At 59.6% G+C, this 24703-nt stretch carries 24 protein-coding genes and 1 pseudogene; 16 read left to right on the plus strand and 9 right to left on the minus strand.

Annotation, left to right across the window (positions count from 1 at the left end):
• Window positions 1–133: 133 nt before the first annotated feature.
• From LXM96_RS12470 to LXM96_RS12485, 4 genes are all read left to right on the plus strand, one after another.
• Entirely contained in the window at window positions 134–1624 is a 1491-nt protein-coding gene (locus tag LXM96_RS12470) for a SulP family inorganic anion transporter (protein WP_239998874.1), read from the plus strand.
• Between the two features lie 13 nt (window positions 1625–1637).
• On the plus strand, window positions 1638–2492 hold the full coding sequence (locus LXM96_RS12475; protein WP_239998875.1) for a universal stress protein: 855 nt from the start codon (window positions 1638–1640) through the stop codon (window positions 2490–2492).
• A gap of 193 nt (window positions 2493–2685) precedes the next feature.
• A complete protein-coding gene (locus tag LXM96_RS12480) occupies window positions 2686–2859 on the plus strand; it encodes a TraR/DksA family transcriptional regulator (RefSeq protein WP_239998876.1) in 174 nt (57 codons plus the stop codon).
• Window positions 2860–3165: 306 nt separating this feature from the next.
• On the plus strand, window positions 3166–4389 hold the full coding sequence (locus LXM96_RS12485; protein WP_239998877.1) for an MFS transporter: 1224 nt from the start codon (window positions 3166–3168) through the stop codon (window positions 4387–4389).
• A 333-nt stretch (window positions 4390–4722) separates the two neighbouring features.
• Here LXM96_RS12485 and LXM96_RS12490 read toward each other — a convergent pair.
• Window positions 4723–5097 (minus strand): annotated as a pseudogene (locus LXM96_RS12490) (ABC transporter permease subunit); the annotation flags it as partial.
• Window positions 5098–5174: 77 nt separating this feature from the next.
• Here LXM96_RS12490 and LXM96_RS12495 point away from each other — a divergent pair.
• From LXM96_RS12495 to LXM96_RS12525, 7 genes are all read left to right on the plus strand, one after another.
• On the plus strand, window positions 5175–6203 hold the full coding sequence (locus LXM96_RS12495; RefSeq protein WP_239998878.1) for a LacI family DNA-binding transcriptional regulator: 1029 nt from the start codon (window positions 5175–5177) through the stop codon (window positions 6201–6203).
• Between the two features lie 94 nt (window positions 6204–6297).
• Window positions 6298–6966, plus strand: a complete 669-nt coding sequence (locus LXM96_RS12500) for an amino acid ABC transporter permease (protein ID WP_239998879.1) — start codon at window positions 6298–6300, stop codon at window positions 6964–6966.
• Between the two features lie 10 nt (window positions 6967–6976).
• On the plus strand, window positions 6977–7633 hold the full coding sequence (locus tag LXM96_RS12505; protein ID WP_239998880.1) for an amino acid ABC transporter permease: 657 nt from the start codon (window positions 6977–6979) through the stop codon (window positions 7631–7633).
• A 48-nt stretch (window positions 7634–7681) separates the two neighbouring features.
• Window positions 7682–8482, plus strand: coding sequence for a transporter substrate-binding domain-containing protein (locus LXM96_RS12510; protein WP_239998881.1), 801 nt, complete (start codon window positions 7682–7684; stop codon window positions 8480–8482).
• A 23-nt stretch (window positions 8483–8505) separates the two neighbouring features.
• Window positions 8506–9285 (plus strand): amino acid ABC transporter ATP-binding protein, encoded by a 780-nt coding sequence (locus tag LXM96_RS12515; protein WP_317208245.1) that lies wholly within the window; start codon window positions 8506–8508, stop codon window positions 9283–9285.
• A gap of 60 nt (window positions 9286–9345) precedes the next feature.
• Window positions 9346–10254 carry a 2-hydroxyacid dehydrogenase gene (locus LXM96_RS12520; protein ID WP_239998920.1) on the plus strand — a complete coding sequence of 303 codons (909 nt, stop codon included), beginning with the start codon at window positions 9346–9348 and terminating at the stop codon, window positions 10252–10254.
• Window positions 10255–10266: 12 nt separating this feature from the next.
• A complete protein-coding gene (locus LXM96_RS12525) occupies window positions 10267–10587 on the plus strand; it encodes an EthD domain-containing protein (RefSeq protein WP_239998882.1) in 321 nt (106 codons plus the stop codon).
• A gap of 125 nt (window positions 10588–10712) precedes the next feature.
• Here LXM96_RS12525 and LXM96_RS12530 read toward each other — a convergent pair whose 3' ends face one another.
• From LXM96_RS12530 to dctP, 6 genes are read right to left on the minus strand one after another with little or no spacing between them, the layout of a single operon-like run.
• Window positions 10713–11438, minus strand: a complete 726-nt coding sequence (locus tag LXM96_RS12530) for a ribonuclease activity regulator RraA (protein ID WP_239998883.1) — start codon at window positions 11436–11438, stop codon at window positions 10713–10715.
• A 22-nt stretch (window positions 11439–11460) separates the two neighbouring features.
• Window positions 11461–13197, minus strand: a complete 1737-nt coding sequence (gene araD / locus LXM96_RS12535; protein WP_239998884.1) for an L-arabinonate dehydratase — start codon at window positions 13195–13197, stop codon at window positions 11461–11463.
• Between the two features lie 4 nt (window positions 13198–13201).
• Window positions 13202–13378: a hypothetical protein gene (locus LXM96_RS12540; protein WP_239998885.1), complete on the minus strand. Its 177-nt coding sequence runs from the start codon at window positions 13376–13378 to the stop codon at window positions 13202–13204.
• A gap of 10 nt (window positions 13379–13388) precedes the next feature.
• On the minus strand, window positions 13389–14705 hold the full coding sequence (locus LXM96_RS12545; protein WP_239998886.1) for a TRAP transporter large permease: 1317 nt from the start codon (window positions 14703–14705) through the stop codon (window positions 13389–13391).
• Entirely contained in the window at window positions 14695–15216 is a 522-nt protein-coding gene (locus tag LXM96_RS12550; protein WP_239998887.1) for a TRAP transporter small permease subunit, read from the minus strand. The genes LXM96_RS12545 and LXM96_RS12550 overlap by 11 nt, the downstream gene beginning before the upstream one ends.
• A 56-nt stretch (window positions 15217–15272) precedes the next feature.
• Complete coding sequence (dctP, locus tag LXM96_RS12555) at window positions 15273–16298, minus strand: TRAP transporter substrate-binding protein DctP (protein WP_239998888.1); 1026 nt, start codon at window positions 16296–16298, stop codon at window positions 15273–15275.
• A 113-nt stretch (window positions 16299–16411) separates the two neighbouring features.
• On the opposite strand from dctP, the gene LXM96_RS12560 reads away from it, so the two are divergent.
• Together LXM96_RS12560 and LXM96_RS12565 are read left to right on the plus strand one after the other, a co-directional pair.
• Window positions 16412–17134 (plus strand): GntR family transcriptional regulator, encoded by a 723-nt coding sequence (locus tag LXM96_RS12560; protein WP_239998889.1) that lies wholly within the window; start codon window positions 16412–16414, stop codon window positions 17132–17134.
• A 312-nt stretch (window positions 17135–17446) separates the two neighbouring features.
• Window positions 17447–17785 (plus strand): hypothetical protein, encoded by a 339-nt coding sequence (locus tag LXM96_RS12565; RefSeq protein WP_239998890.1) that lies wholly within the window; start codon window positions 17447–17449, stop codon window positions 17783–17785.
• Window positions 17786–17942: 157 nt separating this feature from the next.
• Here the strand turns inward: LXM96_RS12565 and LXM96_RS12570 are convergent, their stop codons facing one another.
• Complete coding sequence (locus LXM96_RS12570) at window positions 17943–18935, minus strand: MBL fold metallo-hydrolase (protein ID WP_239998891.1); 993 nt, start codon at window positions 18933–18935, stop codon at window positions 17943–17945.
• Window positions 18936–19092: 157 nt separating this feature from the next.
• Complete coding sequence (locus tag LXM96_RS12575) at window positions 19093–20007, minus strand: LysR family transcriptional regulator (RefSeq protein ID WP_239998892.1); 915 nt, start codon at window positions 20005–20007, stop codon at window positions 19093–19095.
• A 384-nt stretch (window positions 20008–20391) separates the two neighbouring features.
• Here LXM96_RS12575 and LXM96_RS12580 point away from each other — a divergent pair, with 384 nt between their 5' ends.
• The 3 genes from LXM96_RS12580 to LXM96_RS12585 are packed head-to-tail and all read left to right on the plus strand — an operon-like array spanning window position 20392 to window position 24595.
• On the plus strand, window positions 20392–21519 hold the full coding sequence (locus tag LXM96_RS12580; RefSeq protein WP_239998893.1) for an efflux RND transporter periplasmic adaptor subunit: 1128 nt from the start codon (window positions 20392–20394) through the stop codon (window positions 21517–21519).
• Window positions 21516–21905 (plus strand): efflux RND transporter permease subunit, encoded by a 390-nt coding sequence (locus LXM96_RS21610; RefSeq protein ID WP_262913622.1) that lies wholly within the window; start codon window positions 21516–21518, stop codon window positions 21903–21905. The genes LXM96_RS12580 and LXM96_RS21610 overlap by 4 nt, the downstream gene beginning before the upstream one ends.
• Entirely contained in the window at window positions 21902–24595 is a 2694-nt protein-coding gene (locus LXM96_RS12585) for an efflux RND transporter permease subunit (protein WP_317208247.1), read from the plus strand. The genes LXM96_RS21610 and LXM96_RS12585 overlap by 4 nt, the downstream gene beginning before the upstream one ends.
• Window positions 24596–24703: the final 108 nt, after the last annotated feature.

Consider the following 24703-nt stretch of genomic DNA (forward strand, 5'->3'; position numbering starts at 1 on the left):
TGATCACGTCTTGAACTGATGCCGCCAGCTTCGCTTGCGCGTTCGCGACTGAACGGCTGATGCGGCTACTTCCCCGTACATTTCGCTGACCGGCGGCCTCCTAGGCGCCGGACAAGCACAGGAGAACCTCAACTTGAACCAGGATTTTCTTGGCAATCTCAAATCCGAGTGGTTCGGCAACGTCAAAGGTGACGTTTTGGCCGGACTTGTCGTGGCGCTGGCCCTCATTCCCGAAGCCATCGCTTTCTCTATCATCGCCGGTGTCGATCCGAAGATCGGGCTGTACGCCTCCTTCTCCATTGCTGTTCTCATCGCCTTTGTTGGCGGACGTCCGGGCATGATCTCGGCGGCAACTGCCGCAACGGCCGTCCTGATGGTGACGCTCGTTCGTGATCACGGCCTGCAGTATCTTCTGGCCGCCACTGTGCTCGCAGGCCTGATCCAGATCGTCGCCGGTGTGTTGAAGCTTGGCTATGTCATGCGCTTCGTCTCACGCTCGGTGATGACCGGCTTCGTCAACGCGCTGGCCATCCTGATCTTCATGGCGCAACTGCCGGAACTGATCAACGTCCCGATGCTGACCTATCTGATGGTCGCAGCAGGTCTCGCGATCATCTACCTGTTTCCCTACCTGACGAAGTCGATCCCGTCGCCGCTCGTCTGCATCGTTGTCCTGACGGCGATCTCCATCCTCTTCGGCTTTGACATCCGTACCGTCGGCGATATGGGCGAACTGCCCTCGACGCTGCCGGTCTTCCTGATCCCGGACATCCCGTTCAACCTCGAAACGCTGATGATCATCCTGCCTTATTCGGTGGCGGTGGCGGCGGTTGGGCTCCTGGAATCGCTGATGACGGCGCAGATCGTCGATGACCTGACCGATACGCCGAGCGACAAGAACCGTGAATGCGTTGGACAAGGCATCGCCAACACCGCCACCGGCTTTATCGGCGGCATGGCGGGCTGCGCTATGATCGGCCAGTCGATCATCAACGTGAAGTCCGGCGGTCGGGGACGTCTATCGACGTTTTGCGCTGGGATATTCCTGCTGTTCATGATCCTGGTCTTGGGTGGCCTGGTCAGCCGTATCCCGATGGCCGCTCTGGTCGCGATCATGATCATGGTCTCCATTGGTACCTTCTCCTGGTCGTCGATCAAGAACCTCAAAGATCATCCTCGCTCCTCCTCCATCGTGATGATCGCGACGGTGATCGGCGTGGTGTACACCCACAATCTGGCAATCGGCGTTTTGATTGGCGTTTTGCTGTCGGCGATTTTCTTCGCCTGGAAGATCGCACAGATTTTCCGGATCACCTCGGTCCTTTCATCCGATGGCAATCATCGAACCTACAAGGTCGAGGGCCAGGTCTTTTTCGCTTCGGTCGCCGACTTCAACAATGCCTTCGATTTCAAGGAAGCCTTGGACAAGGTCACCATCGACGTCAGCCAGGCGCATATCTGGGATATTTCCAGCGTTGCCGCGCTCGACATGATCGTGCTCAAGTTCCGTCGGGAAGGCGCCGAGGTCGAAATTCTGGGTCTCAACCAGGCCAGCGAGACCATCGTCGACAGGCTGGCGATCCATGACAAGCCCGGCGCCATGGAACGCCTGATGGGCCACTGAGGGAGGAACGATAATGACAAAGGTACTCGCACTCATCGACGGCTCGCAATACGCTCAGAGCGTCTGCGACCACGTCGCCTGGATTGGCAGCCGCACCGACATTTCCGTCGACCTCTTGCACGTGATTGGCCGCCGTGACCTCTCGACGGAGCCGGTCAATCTCAGCGGTAATATTGGGCTTGGCGCCAGGACGGCGCTGCTGGAAGAACTGAGCGAACTCGATGCCCAGAAGGCAAAGGTCGCCCACAAGCGTGGCCGTCTCCTGCTGGACGGCGCAAAGGATCTGCTTAGTGCGGCAGGCGTTGCGCAGATCGAGACGAAGCTGCGCAATGGTGACCTCGTTGATACCGTCCTCGACTTCGAGAAACAGACGGATCTGATCGTCATCGGGAAGCGAGGCGAAGGAGCCGACTTCGCCAAAGGACATCTCGGTTCGAACCTTGAACGGGTCGTCCGCTCAACCCGCAAGGCGATCGTCATAGCATCGCGGGCGTTCAAGCCGATCCAGAAGGTTCTGATCGCGTTTGACGGCGGATCGACGGCGCTCAAGGCCATCGATCAGGTGGCGCGCAATCCGATCCTGCAGGGCCTGCCCTGCAAGCTGGTAATGGCGGCAGCCGACACGGCGGAGAACCGGAGGAAGATCGAGGACGCCTCCATCATTCTCAAGGCTGCAGGGTTTCCTGTTGAGACGGAGGTGGTTCAGGGCGAGCCGGAGAAGGTGATCTCGGAGATGATCGAGCGAGACAAGTTCGATCTCCTGGTCACGGGAGCCTACAGCCATTCACGGCTGCGCAGCCTGTTTCTTGGTTCCACCACGACCGAGATGATCCGCTCCTGCAAGGTGCCCGTCGCCATAATCAGGTAATGCATACGGGAGGATGCGATGCGGACCATTGAAGATCCTGGCATCGTGGAGCAGTCCGAGGCAAGGCTACGGACGGAACTGAACTGAGACAGTAGCGCTGAGCGAGGAAAGCGGGGAGTATCGCGCTCCCGTCGAACTCGATCAGCAGAGCGTCGGGCGCCTCTCGCGGACGGATGCGATGCAGCAACAGGAGATGGCCAAGAACCTCACGCGCCGCGGGCAGCACCGCAAGGTGGCAATAGAGATGGCGCTGTCGCGTGTTCGGGACGGCGACTATGGCTACTGCACCGCATGCGGCGAGCCGATCGCAGTCCGCCGCCTGGAGATCGATCCGACGTTCGAGCAGTGCGTGAGGTGCGCCCCTTAGCCAGGCGCAGGATCGAGGAGATGTTGAAGAGGAACCGGGTTTTGGTGATCACCGATGGCAGCCACTGTTGTGGTGGTGCCGGAGACGAAAAGCTGGCGCCTCTTTGCCTCGCATTCAAAGATCGAAGAGTGCACATACGCTCATGTCCATGCTTGACGACCCGTTATCGCGCCTCCGCCAATCCTGCAGGACGTGCCGACAACTTGGATGTGGCGGACCTGCTCGACGCAGTTGCCATTTATGCCCTGGCAGGCAGTCGATGCGACGCTAGATGACGACTGACCCTCCTCCTGTTTCCATCGGCACATGATCAAGAGCTATATAGATTTCTCGCGGCGTAACTGGTCGCTGCTGCTCTTCGGCGCGATGTTGATGGCGCTCTCGAGCTTCGGCCAAACCTTCTTTGTCGCCATGTCTGGCGCCCATTTCCGTGAAGCCTTCAACCTTAGCGACGGCGGCCTCGGCACCGCCTATGCCGTCGGCACCTTCGCCAGCGCCATGACGCTGACCTGGGCGGGGCGTTTGATCGACTATACGACCGTTCGCAGGTTCACCTGGTCGGTCGCTTTCCTGCTCGCGTTTGCCTGCATCCTCGTCGCCGTCAGCCCCAACTATTTTGCGCTCGCCATCGCGTTCTATTTCCTGCGCCTCGGCGGCCAAGGCTTGATGACGCACACCGCTCTGACGGCAACGGCCCGGGCATTTCCGCAGGATGCCGGAAAGGCACTTGGACTGATCGCGCTCGGGCTCTCCCTGTCGCAGGGCATTCTCCCGTTTGCCACCGTTTCCGTCATGGACGCGTTTGGCTGGCGCAACGGCTGGCTCCTGAACGCGTCTGCTGTTCTTCTCGGGGTGACGGTGGCGCTACGCTTTCTCCCTGTCGCGGGAGATATGCCCTTGCGCAGCAGGACGTCTAACGATCCTACGGAGTCAACTCCGTCAGTGCCGCTGTGGCGCGACCGTCGCCTCCTGCTGACACTGCCTGCTGTGCTGGCGACGCCCTTCGTCGTGACGGGCTTCTTCTTTCATCAGGCTCGTCTGGCAGAGCAGAAGGGGTGGGACATTGCGACTGTAGCCGGAAGTTTGGGGGCCTTTGCCATAGTTCAGGCTGCCGCACTCATCCTGATCGGTCCCGTCATCGACCGGTGGGGTCCAAAGCGGCTACTCCCACTCTTCCTTCTGCCGCAGGCGGCTGCCATGCTGCTGTTAGGGATTGCGAGCCATCCTCTTGTCGCGCCAATCTACATGCTTCTGATGGCGATCAGTGCTGCATTCGGTTCCACCCTCGCCACCGCCCTGTGGGTTGATCTTTTCGGTGCAAGGGAGCTCGCTCGGGTGCGGTCTGCGGTTGAAGCGGGAGCTGTCCTGGCGAGCGGCGCCTCGCCAATTATCATGGGACTGCTGATCGACGCGGGGGTGTCGCTCAGCCTTCAAGCCTTCGGCTGCTGCGTCTACAGCATCGGGGCATCAATCGTTGCGCGCGGCGTGCGAAAACGAGCGGTCGAGACAGTGGGAAAAACGATCACCTGAAGTTCGTCGGACGACAGTCTTTCCTTCGGCAGAAAAGGCGGCCTGAGCATGACCAAGACGCATGCCCCCTTGTGGACCTTCACCTCGGCACGCCCGTTGGTTCACCTTTTGCGCCCGACTTCTCACACTGGGGGTGTTTGGGATAGGCGGCGAGCTGATTGGCGAAGCCAAGCGCAGCTATGGTCGCCTGCAATTGTGGGTCTTCCAGCAAAACAACCAGGCAATCAGCTTCTATCAACGGCATGGCTTTGTGAAATTCCGTGAAACTGATGGCTCGCAATGCGAAGACAAATGCCGGACGCGCTTTTCGGATGGCGTCCTGCCACTTCCGTCACCTTTCACACCTGATGAGATCATAACCGCCTCTGTTACCTTCTTCTGGAAGATCAGATAGGCAATCGCGACCGGCATCGTTCCCAAAAGGGCCACAGACATCAGACGAGCGTAGAAAACTCCGAAGGCGTCGTTCACTTGCGTAATCCCGACGGGGATCGTCATCATGTCATCGGTAGTGACCGCTAGGACCGGCCAGAGAAACTGGTTCCACGCCATGATGAAGGTGATGATGGCGAGCGCGGTTGTAATGCCCCAATTGAGGGGCAGGTAGATCTTGAACAAAAGCGTGTAGTCGCCGCCGCCACCTAACACCACGGCCTCTCGCATTTCCTTCGGGACCGCATCGAAGAACTGTTCATAGACGATGATAAGGTCTCCCCGACCCCGGCCGCTGCTCTTGCTGCCTGACGTGATGCCCATTAACGATGGCGATCCTGTGGTGCGAAGAGATGTCCAGGCAAGATCAGAAACGGAACAAGGTAACGCTGCTCGACGTCGCCAAACACGCCGATGTTTCGCGTGCGACAGCGTCACTCGTCGTTCGAAAGAGCCCATTGGTGGGAACTGAGACGCGCCAGCGGGTCGAAGCCGCGATGCGCGAGCTCGGCTATGTCTACAATATGGGTGCTGCGAGGCTACGCGCCGAACGAAGCCACACTATAGGTGTCGTCGTGCCCAACCTCACCAACCCCTTCTTTGCGGAGTTGCTCGGTGGAATGGAGGCCTCGGTCGGCGCAGCCGGATTGGTAATGATCATCGCCAACAGCGGAGACGGCCCCTCTCGGCAGGCAGCAGTCCTTCAGCGTTTGCGGGAGCATGGGGTTGATGGGATCATCCTGTGTCCGGCGGCCGGCACGACCGACGAACTCGCCAGCCAGGCCAGTGGATGGAAGTTGCCATTGGTGCAGGCACTGAGACATGTCACAGACGAGCTAGACTACGCCGGTGCAGATTATGTTGCGGGAATGGAGGAGGCGGTCGACTATCTCGTTTCCCTCGGACATCGAACAATTTGCTTTGCGGTCCACGGCCCGATCCACTCGGCCTATCGGGAGCGCGTTCAGGGCTTCCGGGATGCGATGAAGCGGTCTGGTCTGCAGCCTGAGCTTGTGATTCGTGTTCCCGATCGCGTAGACCAGATCGCTCAGGAAGCCGATGCAGTCTTTGCGCAGGGCAAGGCTCCGACGGCTGTGATCTGCTTCAACGACCTCGTCGCACATGGACTGGCCGCCGGCTTCTATGATCGCGGTTTGAAGATAGGTCGTGACATCTCGCTGATCGGTTTTGACGATGTGGCGGATGCCGAAGCGATGCGACCTCGTCTGACCTCCGTTTCGACGGCACCCAACGAGATCGGCCGGCGGGCTGCAGCGCTGCTCCTCGATCGTATCGCCCGGCCCGCTTTGCCTCCACGTCGGTGGATCAACCCCACCAGGCTCCATATCCGCGATTCCTGCAGCCCGCTGTCCTCTTCGTGAAACCGGCGGGCCAACTTCGCGGTTGACTCATCGATGCCTGGATTTTAGATCGATCTAACGGCGTTATGAGGAGCGCCGGCCTTGGGAGGCCCACGTGTATGAATTCAACTTCGCGCCGGTATTTGCGTCGTTTGACCAGTTGCTGCTGGGCGCTTGGCTGACGATCCGTCTGTCTTGCGCTGCAATGCTGCTTGGACTGATCGTCTCGATCATCTGCGCCTGGGGCAAGACTGCTGGTCCGTCGTTGATCCGGTTCGTCATCAACGCCTACATCGAGATCATTCGCAACACGCCGTTCCTGGTCCAGATCTTCTTTATCTTCTTTGGTCTGCCATCGCTCGGCCTGCGACTTTCGCCGAATAGCGCGGCTTTGCTGGCACTCGTCGTCAACTTTGGCGCCTATGGCACTGAGATCATCCGCGCCGGCATCGAATCCATTCAGAAGGGGCAGGTGGAGGCAGGGACAGCACTCGGCCTGTCGAAGCTGCAGGTCTTTCGCTACATCATCATGAAGCCGGCGCTGCGCACTGTTTATCCGTCTCTGACGAGCCAATTCATCTACCTGATGCTGACGTCGAGCGTTGTCTCGGTGATCTCTGCGGACGACCTCGCGGCTGCCGGCAACGACCTGCAATCGGCAACCTTCGCGAGCTTTGAGGTCTATATTGTCATCACCCTGATGTACCTCGCTCTGTCGATCGGCTTCTCGGCGATCTTCGCCGCGATCGAGAAGATGGCGTTCAAGTACCCGCTGAGCCGATAGGAGCGACAGGATGATCAGACCCTTTGGCTGGAACGAGTTCCTCATCATCGTCATGGCGGCGCAGTGGACGATCGCGCTTTCGGCGATCGCCTTTGCCGGCGGCGGGATCGGCGGTTTGCTGATTGCCCTTGCCCGTGTCTCCGATGTCCGGCCGCTGCGCTTGGCGGCTCTCGGCTTCATCCGCGTCTTCCAGGGGACGCCGCTTCTGATGCAGCTCTTTCTGGTGTTCTTTGGGATGAACATCTTTGGCCTTGCCATCAACCCATGGATTGCCGCAACGATCGCGCTGACGCTGCACGCGAGCGCATTCCTAGGAGAAATCTGGCGGGGCTGCATCGAAGCGGTGCCGTCGGGCCAGCGTGAGGCGGCGACTGCACTTGGGCTCAAGTACTATAACCGGATGCGCTACATCGTGCTCCCTCAGGCGGCGCGGATTGCTGTGGCGCCAACCGTCGGTTTCCTGGTCCAGCTCATCAAGGGCACTTCGCTTGCCGCCATCATCGGCTTTACCGAGCTCACACGACAGGGGCAGATCATCAACAATGCCACCTTCAGCCCGTTCATGGTCTTTGGAACGGTGGCCGTCCTCTATTTCATCTTGTGCTGGCCGCTTTCGTTGTTGGCACGGCGCATGGAACTGAAGTTTTCTCGAGCAACGCAACGTTGACGAGACCCCGTCGGCGGGAGGGCCGGCAGATCAAGAAAGGGTAGGAAAATGAACATCTCCAGACGCGCAGCAGTCGCCGTGATCGGCGCAGGCCTGATGGCCGCGATGGCCTCGTTCCCCGCGATGGCGCAGACCGTCGAAGACATCAAGTCTGCCGGCACGGTCAAGATCGGAATGCTGGTGGACTTCCCGCCATTTGGGATCATGAACGAGAACAATCAGCCTGACGGCTATGACGCAGATGTGGCAAAGCTACTTGCAAAGGAATGGGGCGTCGAGGCGCAGATCGTTCCGGTGACCGGCCCGAACCGGATCCCCTACCTCCAGAGCAATCAGGTGGACCTGCTTGTCGCATCCTTGGGGATCACTGAGGAGCGTGCAAAGAGCGTTGACTTCTCCGAGCCGTATGCGGGCATCTCGATTGGTGTGTTTGGCGCCGAGGACGTGGAAGTCACCAAGCCGGAAGATCTTTCCGGCAAGACCATTGGTGTTGCTCGCGCCAGCACACAAGACACTGCCGTGACGAAGATTGCTCCGCAGGACGCAACGATTCAGCGCTTCGATGATGATGCGAGCGCCGTACAGGCCCTGCTGTCTGGTCAGGTGGAACTGATCGGTGTCTCGAACGTCGTGGCCGCCCAGATCGAAGAGGCCGCGCCCGGACGCTTCAACCAGAAGCTCGAACTGAGCCAGCAGGTCCAAGGCATTGCGGTTCGCAAGGGGTCCGATGAACTGTTGGAAGCCGTCAATGCATTCCTCGAGAAGGTCAAGGCGGACGGCCAGCTCAGCGCGATCCACGAAAAGTGGCTCGGCACGCCGCTGCCGAACTTCGTCGCCGAAGGCAAGTAAGAGAAAGAAGAGGAGTTCCTCGCATGGCTGATACTCATGCTCACACATCGAAGGCAGACGTGCGGGGAGCTTCTGGTCCAGCGGTGACGATGGAGGGCGTCAACAAGTGGTACGCTGAGTTCCACGCACTGAAGGACATCAACCTCTCGGTGGATCGCGGAGAGCGCATTGTCATCTGCGGTCCCTCTGGTTCCGGCAAATCGACCCTGATCCGCTGCATCAACCAATTGGAGATGATCCAGAAGGGGCGCATCGTAGTCGACGACCACGACCTGACGGCGGGCGGCAAGAATGTCGACATCGTGCGGCAGGAGACCGGCATGGTCTTCCAGAGCTTCAATCTTTTCCCCCACATGACCGTTTTGGAGAACTGCACGTTAGCGCCCATGAAAGTCCGTGGAATTTCCAAGGCGGAGGCTGAAGGAACGGCCATGCAGTTCCTGGAGCGGGTGCGCATCCCGGAGCAGGCTGAAAAATACCCCGCCCAGCTTTCCGGCGGCCAGCAGCAGCGCGTGGCCATCGCTCGGGCGCTGTGCATGAACCCGAAGATCATGCTGTTCGACGAGCCGACCTCTGCGCTCGACCCGGAAATGGTCAAGGAGGTTCTCGACACGATGATCGATCTTGCCAATGAGGGGATGACGATGCTGTGCGTCACGCATGAAATGGGCTTTGCCCGCCAGGTCGCCGACCGCGTGATCTTCATGGACCGTGGAGAGATTGTTGAAGTCGGTGCGCCGGAAGACTTCTTCAACAATCCGCAGCATGAGCGGACGCGCAACTTCCTCGGCCAGATCTCCTGAGCCCTAGGGCTAAGGGACGGAGTACCCAAGATGAAACCTGAAATCCTGCTGGTCGAGCCGATGCTCGACGTCATCGAGGCGCGTCTCGATGACGCTTACCTTGTTCACCGTCTGTATGCTGCGAATGAGAAAGAGGCCATCGAGAAAGCCATGCCGGCCATACGCGCCGTGGTGACGGGCGGGGGCACCGGACTATCCAACGATCAGATTGATTATCTGCCGGCGCTCGGCCTCATTGCCATCAATGGCGTAGGGACCGACAAGGTCGACCTTGTCAACGCCCGAGGGCGTGACATCAACGTCACCACGACGCCGGGCGTGCTGACCGACGACGTCGCCGATACCGGCATAGCGCTGATGCTCTCCGTTCTCCGTCACATCGCAAGCGGCGATCGCTTCGTTCGTGAAGGACGCTGGGCGAAAGGCGATACCTTTCCGCTGGGAACGAGCCCGAAGGGCAAACGCATGGGCATCCTCGGGCTAGGTCAGATCGGGCGCGCCCTCGGCCGCCGCGCAGAAGCCTTCGGCATGACCATCGCGTATTGGAACCGCTCGCCTCAAAGCGATACCGGCTGGATTTCATATTCTACGCCCAAGGAACTTGCCGCAAACAGTGACGTGCTTGCCGTTTGCGTGGCCGCCAACGCGGCGACCGAAGGCATTGTCGATGTGGACGTGCTGGAGGCTCTCGGGCGGGAAGGTGTCATCATCAACGTCGCGCGCGGTAGCGTCGTGGACGAGAATGCGCTGCTTCAAGCTCTCGAGGATGGCACGATTGCTGGGGCGGGCCTGGACGTCTTCGTCGGGGAGCCACGCATCCGAAAGGAATTCCTTACCTCACCCAACACGGTGTTGATGCCGCATCAAGGGAGCGCGACGCGCGAGACGCGGATTGCGATGGGTGAGCTTGTCCTTGCCAACCTCCACGCATTCTTCAACGGCGAAAAGCCGCCCACCACGGTCAACTGAATCGGACGTATTATGATCATTCGCCAGGCAGTCTTCGAAGGTCGTATCCACGAGGGCAAGGAAGCCGCCTTCAAGGCATATGTGGCGGATAAGCTGATGCCGATGTGGCTGGACATCCCCGGCGTTCGCGAAGTCCGCGTCCTCTATGCTCTAGAGCGGGACGAGGGCGCTCCCGCTTATCCGATGGTGCTGTCCACCATGTACGACAGCCGGGAGGCGCTGACGGAGGCGCTTGACTCGCCGGTCCGCTACGAAAGTCGCGAAATGACAAAGGGCTTGCTCACCATGTTCGACGGCGTCATCCATCATCACGTATTTGATCTGAAGGCTTAGCTTTGCGGTGACGCTAGAGCAGTAACGGCGGGCTCGATCAGACTGTCCGCGTCGCGTTCAACGCCATTAGACATGCCTCAGTGGGCTTTCGAACCGCTGAGGCAGGTCAAATCCCACCGGTAGTGTCAGCGTCCTTCTCGCTTTCGCCACTCAGCATAGTCGGCCTGCACCTGGTCGTTGGTCGCAGGGTAAAGCCCGATAATGGATGCACCATTGTTGACCTGGTCGAGTACGAAGTCCTCGAAACTCTCCATGCCGGCGCATTCCTCGGCAATTTCGTCAGCCAGATGCGCGGGAATAACCATGACGCCGTCGCCGTCACCTAAAAGCACATCACCGGGGAAAACCGGGGCGTCGCCGCAGGAGATGGGGACGTTGATGTCGAGCGCCTCATGCAAGGTGAGGTTCGTCGGTGCCGATGGACGCTGGTGGTAGGCCGGCATATCCAGTTTGCCGATCCCTTCTGCATCGCGGAAGCCGCCATCCGACACGACGCCGGCGCAGCCGCGAACGGCGAGACGGGTAACGAGGATCGAACCGGCAGACGCAGCGCGTGGATCCTTTCGGCTGTCCATCACAAGAACCCAGCCCGCTGGGCAGGTGTCGACGGCGACGCGCTGAGGGTGGTCGGCGTTGCGGAAGACCGTGATCGGATTGCGATCCTCGCGCGCCGGAATATAGCGAAGCGTGAACGCCTGTCCGACCATGTTCTTACCCTTCCAGGAAACCGGCCGGACACCCTGGATAAACTGGTTGCGAAGGCCTCGCCTGTAAAGCGCGGTCGCCACAGATGCGGTCGATACCTTCATCAGCTTGTTGCGTGTGTCGTCGGAAAGCACATAGTCGGGCATCTTGTTCTCCGGGTCTTGGACGTCAGTTGATCACAGGTTCTTCGACCTTCGGACCGAAGTCGGTTTTCAGGAAATCGAAGTCGCAGCCCTTGTCGGCCTGCTCGATATGCTTCGAGAACATCAAGCCATAGCCACGACCATAGCGAGGTTCCGGTGCAACCCACGCTGCTTGGCGTTCAGCAAGCTCCGTCTCTTCGACCAGCATGTTGAGGCTGCGGTTCGGGATATCGAGTTCAACAATGTCTCCTGTCTTCAGGAGAGCCAGCGGGCCACCGACATAGGCTTCCGGGGCGGCATGCAGGACGCATGCGCCAAACGACGTGCCGGACATCCGAGCATCGGATATGCGAACCATGTCTCGCAGACCGAGCTTCAAAAGTGCTTTTGGCATCGGGATCATCCCCCATTCCGGCATGCCGGGGCCGCCCTGCGGACCGGCATTGCGCAGCACCAGGACCGTGTCGGGCGTCATCGGGTAGTCTGGATCATCGATGATTGTCTTCAGTTCAGCATAGCTATCCGCCACCAGCGCCGGTCCACGGTGATGATGGAACTTGGGATCGCAGGCAGCAGGCTTGATCACAGCGCCATCGGGGCAGAGATTGCCCTTGAGGACGGCAAGCGAACCCTCGTGGTAGACCGGGTTTGAGAGCGGCCGGATCACATCGTCATTCCACACCTTCACAAGCTCAAGCCCGTCCGTCAGCGGCTGGCCCGTGACGGTGATCGCGCTGGCGTCCAGCTTGTCGCCGAGCTGCTTCATCAATGCTCGAAGTCCGCCCGCGTAGTAGAAATCCTCCATGAGGTACGTCGTGCCTGACGGGCGGATGTTGGCGATGACGGGTGTCGTGCGACCAACACGGTCGAGATCGTCGAGCTCCAGCGGCACGCCGGCCCGACGGGCCATGGCGATCAGATGGATGATCGCGTTGGTGGAACAGCCGGTCGCCATCGCCACCGTAACCGCATTTCTCACAGCAGCCGGCGTGATGATTTGGTTTGGCGTCAGGTCCTCCCAGATCATGTCGACAATCCGGCGTCCGCACTGGGTCGACATGCGTTGGTGCCCGGCGTCGGCTGCGGGAATGGAGGAGGCACCGGGCAGGGTCAGGCCCATGGCTTCGGCAATTGCCGTCATCGTGCTGGCCGTGCCCATCGTCATGCAATGGCCGTAGGATCGGGCGATCCCGCCTTCGATGCCCTGCCACTCTTCCTTGGAGATCGTGCCAGCACGGCGCTCGTCCCAAAACTTGAAGCCGTCGGTACCGGAGCCAAGATGCTTTCCTGCCCAGTTACCGCGCAGCATCGGTCCCGCTGGAAGATAGATGAATGGCAAGCCCATGCTCACCGCACCCATGACAAGGCCCGGTGTGGTCTTGTCGCATCCGCCCATGAGGACGGCGCCGTCCACTGGATGGGAGCGCAAAAGCTCTTCGGTCTCCATGGCCAACATGTTGCGGTAGAGCATGGTCGTCGGCTTCACGAAGTTTTCCGACAGCGAGAGCGCTGGGAGCTCCATCGGGAAGCCGCCTGCCTGGAGCACGCCGCGCTTCACCCACTCCACGCGGTCCTTGAAGTGCATGTGGCAAGGCTGCGCGTCCGACCAGGTGTTGATGATCGCGACGATCGGCCTCCCCTCCCAATCGGCCGGGTCGTAGCCCATCTGCATGGTGCGCGAACGGTGGCCGAAGGAGCGCTGGTCATCCGGTACCATCCAGCGGGCAGAGCGGAGTTGTTCATAGGTCTTGCGGGGGCTCATGGTCTTATCCCGTAAATGCAAAGGTGAACCAGATGAGGAGGAGAGTGGCGAAGGCGCCGATGATTTCGGGCCAATTGCCGAAGTCGGCCTCTGCGGTTTCGTCGGCTGCGAACTCCGTAGGCGCGATGTCCTCGTCGTCGCCCTTCATGAGGTTGCGGTTCGTCTCGTTTTGATCGCTCATCGTCGGCTCCTCAGTTCAACAGGCTCGGGATGAAGAGGGCGATCTGCGGGAAAAACAGCACCAGCGTTAGCCCAACCACCTGCAAGGCGATGAACGGAAGGACGGCGGCAAAGATGTCCTGCAGACTGACTTCTTTCGGAGCGACCGACTTCAAGAAGAAGCAGGCAGGCCCGAACGGCGGGGAGAGATAGTAGATCTGGATATTCATCGCGAAGAGCACGCCGAACCAGATCGGATCAAATCCGAGGTCGATCACGACCGGCGCGAAGATCGGCACCGTGATGAACAGGATGGCGATCCATTCAAGAAAGGTGCCGAGCACCATGACGATCAGCATCATCACCATGATGACCGCAAGCGGCGGGATATCGAGCGAGGTGAGAATCCCACGCAAGAACTCGCCACCGCCGATGCGGTTATAAATGCCGATCAGGGCGACAGCACCGAGGACAAGCCAGATGATTGATCCAACCGTGAGGACTGTCTGCCGCATCGCATCCCGCATCATCACCCAGTTCAGTTCCTGGCGTACGGCAGCCACGACGACGGCGCCCACCGCGCCAACGGCGGCAGCCTCGGTGACCGTCGCGATCCCAGAATAGATGATGCCAAGCACCGCGCCGATCAGCATCCCCGGAAGGATAACGCCCTTCAGGAACGGCAGGCGCTTGACGAACGGAAGTCCTGTCTCGGGGATATCGTAGATCGGCGCCATCGACGGGTTAAGCCGCACTCGGATGAGGATATAGATGATGTAGAGCGAGGCAAGCAGCAGCCCCGGACCAAGCGAGGCAGCGAAAAGGGCGGTGATAGAGACCTGAGCGGCCAATCCGTAGACGATCAGGACGACCGAAGGCGGAATGAGCGTCGCCAATGCCCCGGCGGCGCAGATGATGCCGATGGCGAGCTTCTTGTCGTAGCCCAGCCGAAGCATCTGGGGCAGGGCGATGAGGCCCAGCATGACGATCTCGCCTCCCATGATGCCGGACATGGCGGCGAGAATGACAGCGACAATGCAGGTCTGGACGCCGACGGAACCGCGGAACCGGCCGCCGATGATCGCCATGGACTCAAAGAGCGAGTGCGCAATCCCGGAGCGCTCGAGGATGTTCGCCATGAACACGAAGAACGGCACCGAGATTAGTTCGTACTTGTGCAGGACTTCGGTGACGTTGGCGGAGACGATGAAGAAGCCGGCGCGTTCCCCGAAGTAGAGAAGCGCGGTTCCGAGCGATACGAGCAGTGTGGTGACGCCGAGCGGAATGCCGACCGCCATCAGCGCCAGCAGCGACCCGACGATCAGGAGGGTGATATATTCAATGCCCACCGAAGCTCTCCATTTCGGTGCGCTGGAACCAGCGGATGATGTTGGCGAGGAGCTGCAGCAGGTAGAGCACGCAGCCCACCAGAAGCAGAACCTTGAGATAGCTTGGCTGCAGGGAGTTCATCGCCGTGCCAGAAAATTCCGGCCGCGACAGAACCTTCATGGCCGGTCCCCAGACAGCGCGTGCGAGAAATGAAACGGCCAAGAATGCCGCGAGCAACTGAAGCAGACGAAAAAAGCGCCAGATGCGAGGACCGACGACGATCTCTAGCATCGTAATGGAGATGTGGCGATTGCGTTCGGTGACATAACCGACAGCGAGAACCCAGGCGGTGGCACAGAGCGTCATCGACAGCTCTGTGGACCAGCTCGTGGGCCGGTCGAAACCGTAGCGCATCACCACTTCGAGTGCTGATGCGATGATGCAGGCAAAAAACAAGACGGAGCAGCTATGGCCGACAAAGACGCTGACGCGGTCCATGGACGAGGCATAGCGCGCAAGAAGATCTCTCATGGTCCCCTCGATCGCGACAGGTGAAAAGCCCGGCCGGGACCGGCCGGGCACAAGGATCAGTTCTTGAGAAGGCCGATCTTTTTCATGTAGGCGAGGTTGGCATCGAGCGCCTCCTGAGCCAGTTCGCTCTTTTCGGCAAACTTCAGCCATTCGGCCCGCGCCACTTCACGCAATTGGTCGCGATCTTCCTGAGCCCAGTCGATGACTTCGATTTTGCCGCCGGCAGCGTCTGCCTTGGTCTTCTCCTGGTCCTGCTGGTCAACCACCTTGGTGAGGTCCTCCATCGCCGCATACCACCAGTCGCGCAGCGCCGTCTGATCCTCGGGCGAAAGTTCCTCCCACTTCTCCGTATTCATCGTGAACTGCATCAGCGGCATGGAGTGGATGCCCGGATAAAGCGGGAAAGGTGCAACGTCGTGAAGGCCGGTCGCGACATTGTTGACGTAGGCCGAAGCGTCAGCGGCATCGACGATGCCCTTTTCGAGGGCACCGTAGACTTCGGAGAACGGGATCGAGACGGGGCTGGCGCCGGCCGCGGCGAATACGGCTGAGGCAAGGCCTTCGGGTGCACGGATCTTCTTGCCCTTCAGGTCCTCGAAGGTTCGAATGGGCGTGCGAGCCGGCAGCGACTCACGGCTGTAGGGTCCGCAGGCAATCAGCTTCACTTCGCCGCCGGTAACGTCATCGAGGATCTTCTGCTGGATTTCCTCGCCGCGATCCTTCTTGCAGAAGTTGAGCATTTGCGCCGGCGTATCGTAACCAGAGATCAGGTCCGCCATGATGGCAAAGGCCGGCTCAATGCCTGAGAAGTAGTTCACCGAGGTGAAGTCGCCGTCAAGGACGCCGGCCGAAACGGCTTCGATCGTGTCCTTGGCTGGCACCACCGAGGCGTTCGGCGTCAACGTGATCTCAACGCGGCCATCGGTCATTTCCGAGATCTTCGGAAGCCAATTCTCCGTCAGATACTGCATGGAGAAGTCGCCGGCATTGAATGACGACTGAATGGAATAATCTGCGGCGTGAGCTGCGGATGAGAAGCCGGCCATGGCGATGCCAGCAAGAAGAGCGTTTTTCAGGCGCATTGGATCCCTCCCTTTGAAACCATCGAGGACCTCCACCCCCGCAAGAGATGCACTAATATATTAGTTTCGTAGTGTCAACTGATGCGCTATATCAGTGCTATGAAGGATACAAAATGACGACATTGCTCTCACACGAGCTCTCCTTGAGCGCCGTCTCCTCAGTCTCAAGTTCCGGGATTCGCAGGACGTCGACCTCCCATCAGCTCTACGAGCAACTGAGGGAGCGTATCATTGCGCTCGAGCTTCCGCCGGCTCTTCAGCTCTCTCGCAATGAACTGGCCGAGGCCTACGGTGTAAGCCAGACGCCTGTGCGCGATGCTCTCCAGATGTTGGAGAAGGAAGGCTTGGTTATCGTCTATCCGCAATCGCGGACGGAGGTTACCCGGATTGATCTACGGCACGCACGTGAGACGCAGTTCCTGCGCATGTCCCTCGAATTGGAAGTCATCCGGGCTCTGACTGTGGAGCAGGGGCACCCTGCGGTGGATCAAGTCGCGCGTCTTGTTCAGCTACAGGATACTGCACTCAATGTTGATAAGGACCTCGAACGGTTCGCGCTTCTGGACAGGCAGTTCCATCGTGTGATGTTCGAAGCTGCCGGCGTCCCGGACCTATGGGCTCTTATACAGTCACGCTCGGGGCACATCGACCGTCTGCGCAAGCTGAACCTGATGGACCCTGGCAAAGCCGCGACCATTCTGGCTGCCCACCGCGAGATCGTTGGTCATCTCCAGGCTCGGGACCTTTCCTCCGCGCACGAAGCCGTACGCCGTCATCTCTCAGGCACACTAGCGAAAGTGGAGGAGATCCAGCGGGCTCACCCGGAGTTTTTTTAAAGGGGTCTGCAGGAAGCGCGGCCGCTCCTTCAATGCAAGGCTGTTTAAGCTTCCCATTTCTCGCACGCCGCCTTACCAGCACAAAACGTCCACCCAGTTCCAGATCAGGAAGAGGCCTTCCCCTTCGGCAAGAGGCGCTGGCGTTATTGTCGTACAAGTGCCTGTCAGGCTAGAGGAACGCTTCGACCTGAGGCCATTTCGGTGACAGTTACAGATGCACCTAAACAGGGCCCCGAGCGCAAATATCTGAAGGGTCTCAAGCCTCCGCCAAAGCCAAGGGCATTGCGTGTAAGTCATTGCGAAGACTTCGAGATGCTTCAGGAAGTGCTGCAGATTGCCAAAGTGCTTGCGGATGGTCCCGGCCGTCAGGCCGACCTTTGCCTTGATTCCGGAGGCTTCAGCCGCTTCGCGCAGTTTTTCGCCCCCTGCGCGGAGTTATGGGGCAGACATGATCCTCATCCGGCTGCTTCGGCCCCAGTCCGCCGGAATGTGGTTGGAGTGTTGCCGCAACTGACCGATGTGAAACTGCGCGATCTGTCCGGAATGCTCGACCCCATGTTCCTCGAGCACTGTGTTGAACATCCTGACCAGGGCTATCGCGTCGCGCCCGGTGTGGCATCGGCTCGCCTACGCGGAACAAAAGAGCGATAGGTTTGATTCTGGTAGGGCAACCACTGCCCGGCCCATATAGGGGTCGTTGGCCCTGACCCTATTGAACTTACGCTTCCCCATGTGGGGCCTGATATGCAGCCCCCACCACTCATCGGGCGACCTACCCTTCAAGGGCAAGCTACAACGTCAACTAAAGTCACTTGATGACCCCGCCTTCTCCGTCAGAGTAATTGATCGGCATCCAGATAAAATGCCCCTTTTCTTGTAAGACGTTACCAATTCCTGGAAATGCAATGTGCGCACCGGCCACGAGATATCCTTCTCGGACTGCTTCGACAAAGGCTTGCTTGCGGGACCGTACCGCCATTGCCCGATCGACATCGAATTCGATGGTCACGTCAGGCTGCTCGAACTGCACGATGTCACCGTGTGTGATATCTCCCCAGAACACCAGCTTCCTGCCCCCACTCTCAACCACAATGGAGCTGTGGCCCGGAGTGTGTCCAGGGCGCAAGATCGAACGGACGCCGGCGATCACCTCTTCATTATCCTGGAACGTTTTCACCCGACCCCGCTGAAGGTATGGCCGCAGGCACTCCTCCGCTTCCTTGAACAGTTGCGCGTTCAAGGCCTCAGGCCGCGCATCCGCCGGCGTCTCCACCCAGAAGTCCAACTCGCGACGGGGAACGTGGATGGTCGCATTTTCGAACAAGGCCTTTCCGTCTCGGGCGAGGCCGCCAGAGTGATCTGTATGAACATGGGTCAAAATGACATCATCAATCTGAGATGCCGTATAACCCGAGGCTTCAAGGTTCGACATCAGATGCCCGACCTCGTTTCCGAGATAGTGCCCGGTTCCAGTATCGATGAGGATGAGGCGCTCGCCATCGTTGACCAGGAATGCGTTGACCGACGTGTCGGTGGGAATATCGCGGTAGGCTTCATGCAGAAGTTGAGCGGCATCCTCGGCGGCGACATCGCGGTACATCTCCGGAAGCGGAAGGGGCAAGGTCCCATCCAGGAGTGCCGTAATCTCTAAATCGCCCAGTGCCATCCGGTAGAAACCAGGGGACTGAAAGTACTGCTTCGGAGCGGCCGCAAAAGTGAGAGAGGGGGCTCCGGCGATGGCCGCGACAGTTGCCAGTGTGGACGCGCTCAAGAGGACATTCCGTCTTGTTACGTTGTTCATGATGATCCCTTCGTTCCATCTGCGCCGCCCACGACCGTTCGGATCGGCAGCGCTTGCGGGATGAAGGGTAAGTGGAGTGGGTTGATGTGATTAGTCGCTCATACACGATCGCGCTGTCAGCGATCGGGCTACAATGTGGATGCTGCGAGCAACGTCCTCAGGACATCTGGAGCACCTCGTCGAGGTGTTCCGTCAGGTAGTCTATAAAGGCTCTCACCTTGCGAGGTTGAACGCGCCCGCCGGCTCTGACGGCATAGAGTGTAGCACTTGGCCCTGACCAATCGGGCAGTATTCGTATGACCTCGCCGGAGGCGACAGCCGTGTGCACGAGGTGCGGATTGGTGAGCTGGATGCCTTGCCCGCGGATTAGGAACTCAAACAGTGCTTCCGGGTCCGTGGCGACGACTGCTGGATTGATCGGGTAGTTGATGACCTCGCTCTGCCTGGTGAGCGGCCACGAGTGCTTAGGTCGACCGTAGAACAATTGCGTGACGAGACAGGCATGGTCTCTCAACTGGGACGGATGTTCTGAAACGCCGTATTGTTCAAGATATGTCCTGGAGGCGTAAAGGCCTGTTTGGATCTCCGCCAACCGACGAGCGGCGAGGTTGGAATCAGGCATCGGGCCGTTCCAAAGGCGACAAGCCACGTCAATGTCCTCATGGACAATGTCTTTGACGTCGTGATCAAGTAACAACTGAAGCTTGACCTCCGGATAGGCTTCGCGGAAACCGACCAGGAGAGGCGCGATAGCTCTGCCAACCAGCCAATGCGGCGCCGTCACTCTTAGCCAACCAGACGGCTTGCCATGCACCTGTTCGACTGCGCTTTCATCGTCGTCAATAAGCTGGCCAAGACCACGGCACCGTTCAAAATAGATGGAACCGGCTTCCGTTAATCGAGTGTTTCGCGTTGTTCGGTGGAGGAGCTTCACCCCCAGCCTTTGCTCCAGATCCTGCACCTTCTTGCTGACCCGTGCCTTGGACGTTCTCAGGCTCTCGGCCGCGGCAGTAAAGCTTCCCCGCTGCACGACCTCAAGAAATGCCAGCGTGTCACTCATATTTCGAAGCATAAGTGGGGCTCCTCAGTTTCCGCGGCACAGTTGCCTACTGTGTAATACCCCAACCGGTTGTCAGCCCCCGGCGGATTCTCATGCGCCTTCCCAAGGGGAGACAAAGCGGCTTTGATCGCCGCAGCTCTATGCGCTTCGTTCCCAAAAGTCATTCAGCTTGCTCATCAAGGCCCGCCTGCGGCAATGTTCTGTAACACCACAAAACACTGTGAGACTGAGGGTCGACTAGAGTTCGACCTGTTATCCGGAGGCGCAGATGCCTACGGGCAAATGTGAGGTGGTGTTATGGTCGCGGTCCCGAAGTCGCTCCTTTCGAAGGCGTTAAGCGTTGGCGCCGTTTTCCTCCAACTTGCGGTCGTTTCAACGCCGCAAGCCAAGGAGCAAATGCCAGTTACCGTCGTCGTCGCCCGAAATGGCGAAGTGACAGAACGAATCCCTGTGGTCGGTTCGCTGGCGGCAAAGGAGGAGGTTCAGGTTCATTCCCTCGTTCAGGGGCAGGTAATTGAGAAAATCCTGGTGGAGAGCGGGGATTACGTCAAAAAGGGCCAAGCCTTGGCCGTGCTGGATACGACTGATGCGCATATGCAGCTCGAGAAGAACTTGGTGCGCATGCGGCGGGCGAAGGCCGCTGTGTCGGTTGAGGCCAGAAAGGTCGACGTCGCTCGCGTCAGCGAACTGGAGACCAGAAAGACGTTGGAGCGCAGCCGCGCCTTGCACCCTAAGGGTGCCGTTTCCCAGCAGTTGTTAGATGAACACGAGAATGCCCATGCCCGCGCACTGGCGGAGATGAGCCTAGCGCGTCAGTCGCTGGTGCTTGCCGAAGCTGATGCGGAGATCATTGCACGCGAGCGCAGGGAAATCGAGCTGACAATCGGCCGTAGCACCTTGCGGGCGCCCGAGGCGGGGCTTGTGCTGAGGCGATCAGCGCGGATTGGCGCCATGACCTCGGGTTCCGGTACCCCCCTTTTCGTAATAGCCAAGGATGCGGCTATCGAGTTCGTTGCCAAGGTCACGGAAACGAGTTTCGTACGACTGAGCAAAGGCATGCGTGCGGATATCGCGTTGCCGGGGCACGAACGTCCTGTTGGCGGGACTGTAAGACTGCATGCAGCCGAGCTTGACGCCACGACGCGGAGCGGAGAGGTGCGGATCGAGCTCGACGCGGTAGACGGCCTGAAGCCAGGCATCTTTGTGCGGGGCAACATTAACACCTCGGCTCGCCGAAACATTATTCTGCCGGGCAGCGCGGTGCGGACTGCAGGCGGTTCAAGCAGCGTGCTTGTAGTGGAGGGCGATGTCGTAGGCACCCGACAGGTGTCTGTCGGAGCGCGCCAGGACGGGCAGGTCGAGATCATCGGTGGCATCAACGATGGAGAGATGATCGTGCTCAAGTCAGGTGGCTTTCTGAAGCCGGCGGACCGGGTGTTGCCTGTCATGGCCGCTGATCGGTCATCGCAAGATGATTTGGCAGCCTCACTTGCCACGACGGCAGAGGCCGGAGCCGTGCAATGAATGGCAACATCTCGGCTTGGGCGATCCGTAATCCGCTCCCGTCCATTCTTCTCTTCTTGGTACTCACGGTCGTTGGGCTCTACAGCTTCGCCAAGCTGCCCATTACCTATTTCCCTAGCATCGTTACGCCTGCGGTGAAGGTGACCGTTGAACAGTCCGGCGCCTCGCCGGTGGGGCTCGAGACTGAGGTTACGCGACTTATTGAGAATGCCATTGCGTCGCTGCCGACCGTCAAGGAAGTCTCCTCGACGGTTGGCGAGGGCCAGTCGGTCACAACCGTGGAATTCGAACTCGGAATGGTGTCGCCAGACAGGGCGATGGACGACGTGCGCGACGTAGTCCCCGCATCAGGGGAGACCTTCCCAGTACTATCGACGAACCGGTGATCGAACGGATCGAGGAGGAGGCCCAGTCGGTCGTTACCTACACCGTTACCAGTCAGGACATGACGGTGGCGGAACTCTCTTGGTTCATCGAAGATACCGTAATACGCGATTTGCAGGGTCTTGCGGGTGTCGGGCGGGTTGAAAGGATCGGCGGCGCGGATCGGGAAGTCCATGTCGAACTGGATGCCGATCGGCTGCAAGCGCTTTCGCTTTCCGTGAGCACGATCAACGACGCCATACGGGAGAGCCAGCTCGACCGGTCAGGCGGGCGAAGCGAGTTGGAGGGCAGGGAGCAGGTGCTGACGACCGCGGCGGCGGCACCGACCGTTGCTGATCTTGAAAATCGGCGCATCGCCCTTTCCGGCGAAAACTCTGTACGTTTGGCAGACCTGGCCACTATCCGAGACACAATTGCAGAGCCGCGAAGCTTTGCAACGCTCAATGGCGCTGATGTCGTCGGGTTCGCCGTCTATCGCGCCCAGGGCGCAAGCGACGTGGCTGTCGCGGCCGCTGTTGCCGAGGCCATCGACGGGCTAGGCACGTCCCGTCCCGACCTGCTCTTTACCCTCGTCGACGACAATGTGGCCTATACGGCGGGTAACTATCATTCTGCAATGAACACGCTGCTCGAGGGCGCTGCCCTTTCGATCGTCGTCGTGTTTCTCTTCCTGCGCGATTGGCGAGCGACCTTTGTTGCTGCGGTGGCCTTGCCCTTGTCGATCATACCGACGTTCTTTGCGCTCGATCTGCTTGGCTTCTCACTTAACATTCTCAGTCTTCTGGCCATCACGCTGGTAACCGGCATTCTCGTCGATGATGCAATCGTCGAAATCGAGAACGTCGTGCGTCACCGCAACATGGGCAAGTCTGCCTATCGCGCGGCGCTGGACGCATCCGACGAGATTGGCCTTGCCGTCATCGCAATTTCGGCGACCATCATCGCTGTCTTCGCGCCGGTAGGACTGATGAGCGGCGTCGTTGGCCTCTACTTCCGAGAATTCGGCCTGACTGTCGCCGTTGCCGTCTTTTTCTCGCTGGTGGTTGCTCGCCTGATCACTCCGATCATGGCAGCATATGTGATGACCGGTGCGCCAATGGCCGAGGGCAGCAAAGGCCGATTGTCATCAGCTTATGAAGCACTGCTGCGCCTTAGTTTACGCTGGAGATGGATAACGGTCAGCATCGCCTTTGCGCTGTTCGGTATCGCGATGACGTCGCTGCTTTCGGTGCCCACGACGTTCTTGCCCGCAGAGGATACCGGGCGGTTAGTGCTGACGGTCGAGCTGCCGCCGGGCGCAACACTTGCCGACACCCGCGCCACGACGGATGCGATAGCGGCTCAGATGGGCAAGGTGGAGGAGGTGGAGGGCGTCCTTGTCCGTGCTGGATCAAGCATCGGCGGTCGCCAGGACGTGCGTTATGCGATCGTGTCGATCGATCTGAAACACAAGTCGGAACGGTCCCGCTCGTCCTTCGGCATCGAGGCTGAGATCGAGAACCTTCTAGCGGCCATACCCGATGCCCGCCTCAGCTTCCTCAACAATCGCGGCGGTCGCGACGTCTCCGTCTCCGTCCTGGGCAGCGACGGCGATGCGGTGCAGAGGGCGGCCACCACGATCTTGGAGGAGATGGCGAGCGAGCCGAGCTTTGTGGCTCCAATCAGCGACAACGTCACAACACGTCCGGAACTGAGGGTGAACGTGGTCACGGACAAGGCAGCAACACTAGGGGTGTCCGCAGCAACGATTGCCAGTACGCTGCGCATATCGACGGTCGGCGACGTCGATTCCCGGCTGGCGAGCTTCGTTGACGGTTCCCGACAGATTCCCGTTCGGGTGCTCCTCAATCCTGCTGCCCGAGGGAATATGGCAGTCCTTGAAACACTTGGCCTGCCTGCGTCGGATGGCGGTCAGGTGCCTCTAACGGCCGTGGCGGAGATCAGCTTCGACGAAACCGTGGCTGCTATCGACCGCTACGACCGCCAACGCAGCATTGAGATCGGCGCGGATGTCGCGGCGGGTCTGACGTCGGGGCAGGGGATGGAACGGCTGCTGCAGCTCCCGAGTGTCAAGAATCTGCCTGATGGCGTTCGCGTTCAGGCAACCGGCGATTCCGATACGGAAGGGGAAGTGTTCGAAAGCTTCGCCGTCGCCATGGGGGCAGGCATCATGCTGGTCCTGATCGTGTTGATTCTGCTGTTCAAGAGCGTGCTGTCGCCTCTCACCATTCTGGCATCCCTCCCTCTTTCGGTCGGCGGCGTTTCGGCAGCTCTCCTCCTGAGCGGTTATCCCATCTCCCTTCCAGTCGTGATCGGCATCTTGATGCTGATGGGTATCGTCACCAAGAACGCCATCATGCTCATTGATTTCGCCCTTGAGCGGGAGGCGCAGGGCCTGTCACGTGTCGATGCAGTAATCGAGGCGTGTCTGGAGCGGGTTCGGCCGATCGTCATGACGACGCTTGCGATGGCAGGCGGCATGCTGCCGTCGGCCCTCGGCGTCGGGGATGGGGGAGAGTTCAGAGCTCCCATGGCAATCGCCGTCATCGGAGGGCTCTTAGTTTCCACGGTTCTGTCGCTGATCGTGATCCCCTCCCTGCATCTCATTCTTAGCGGTATCAGTGATCGCCTCAACCGCAGCTTCAGGCCGTTCCTCCAGCCGGCTGAAGCGCATGGTTCTGGCGACTGCTGACGGTTGCGTGTCACGAGTTTAGACGCGCAGTGACGGGGCCGGCAATGGTCGGCTGGCCCCGTCATTCTTCTCCGCATCTCTTAACACAGCACAACACTTCATCACGCC

The organism is Rhizobium halophilum (genome assembly GCF_021648825.1).
Taxonomy (GTDB): Bacteria; Pseudomonadota; Alphaproteobacteria; order Rhizobiales; family Rhizobiaceae; genus Neorhizobium; species Neorhizobium halophilum.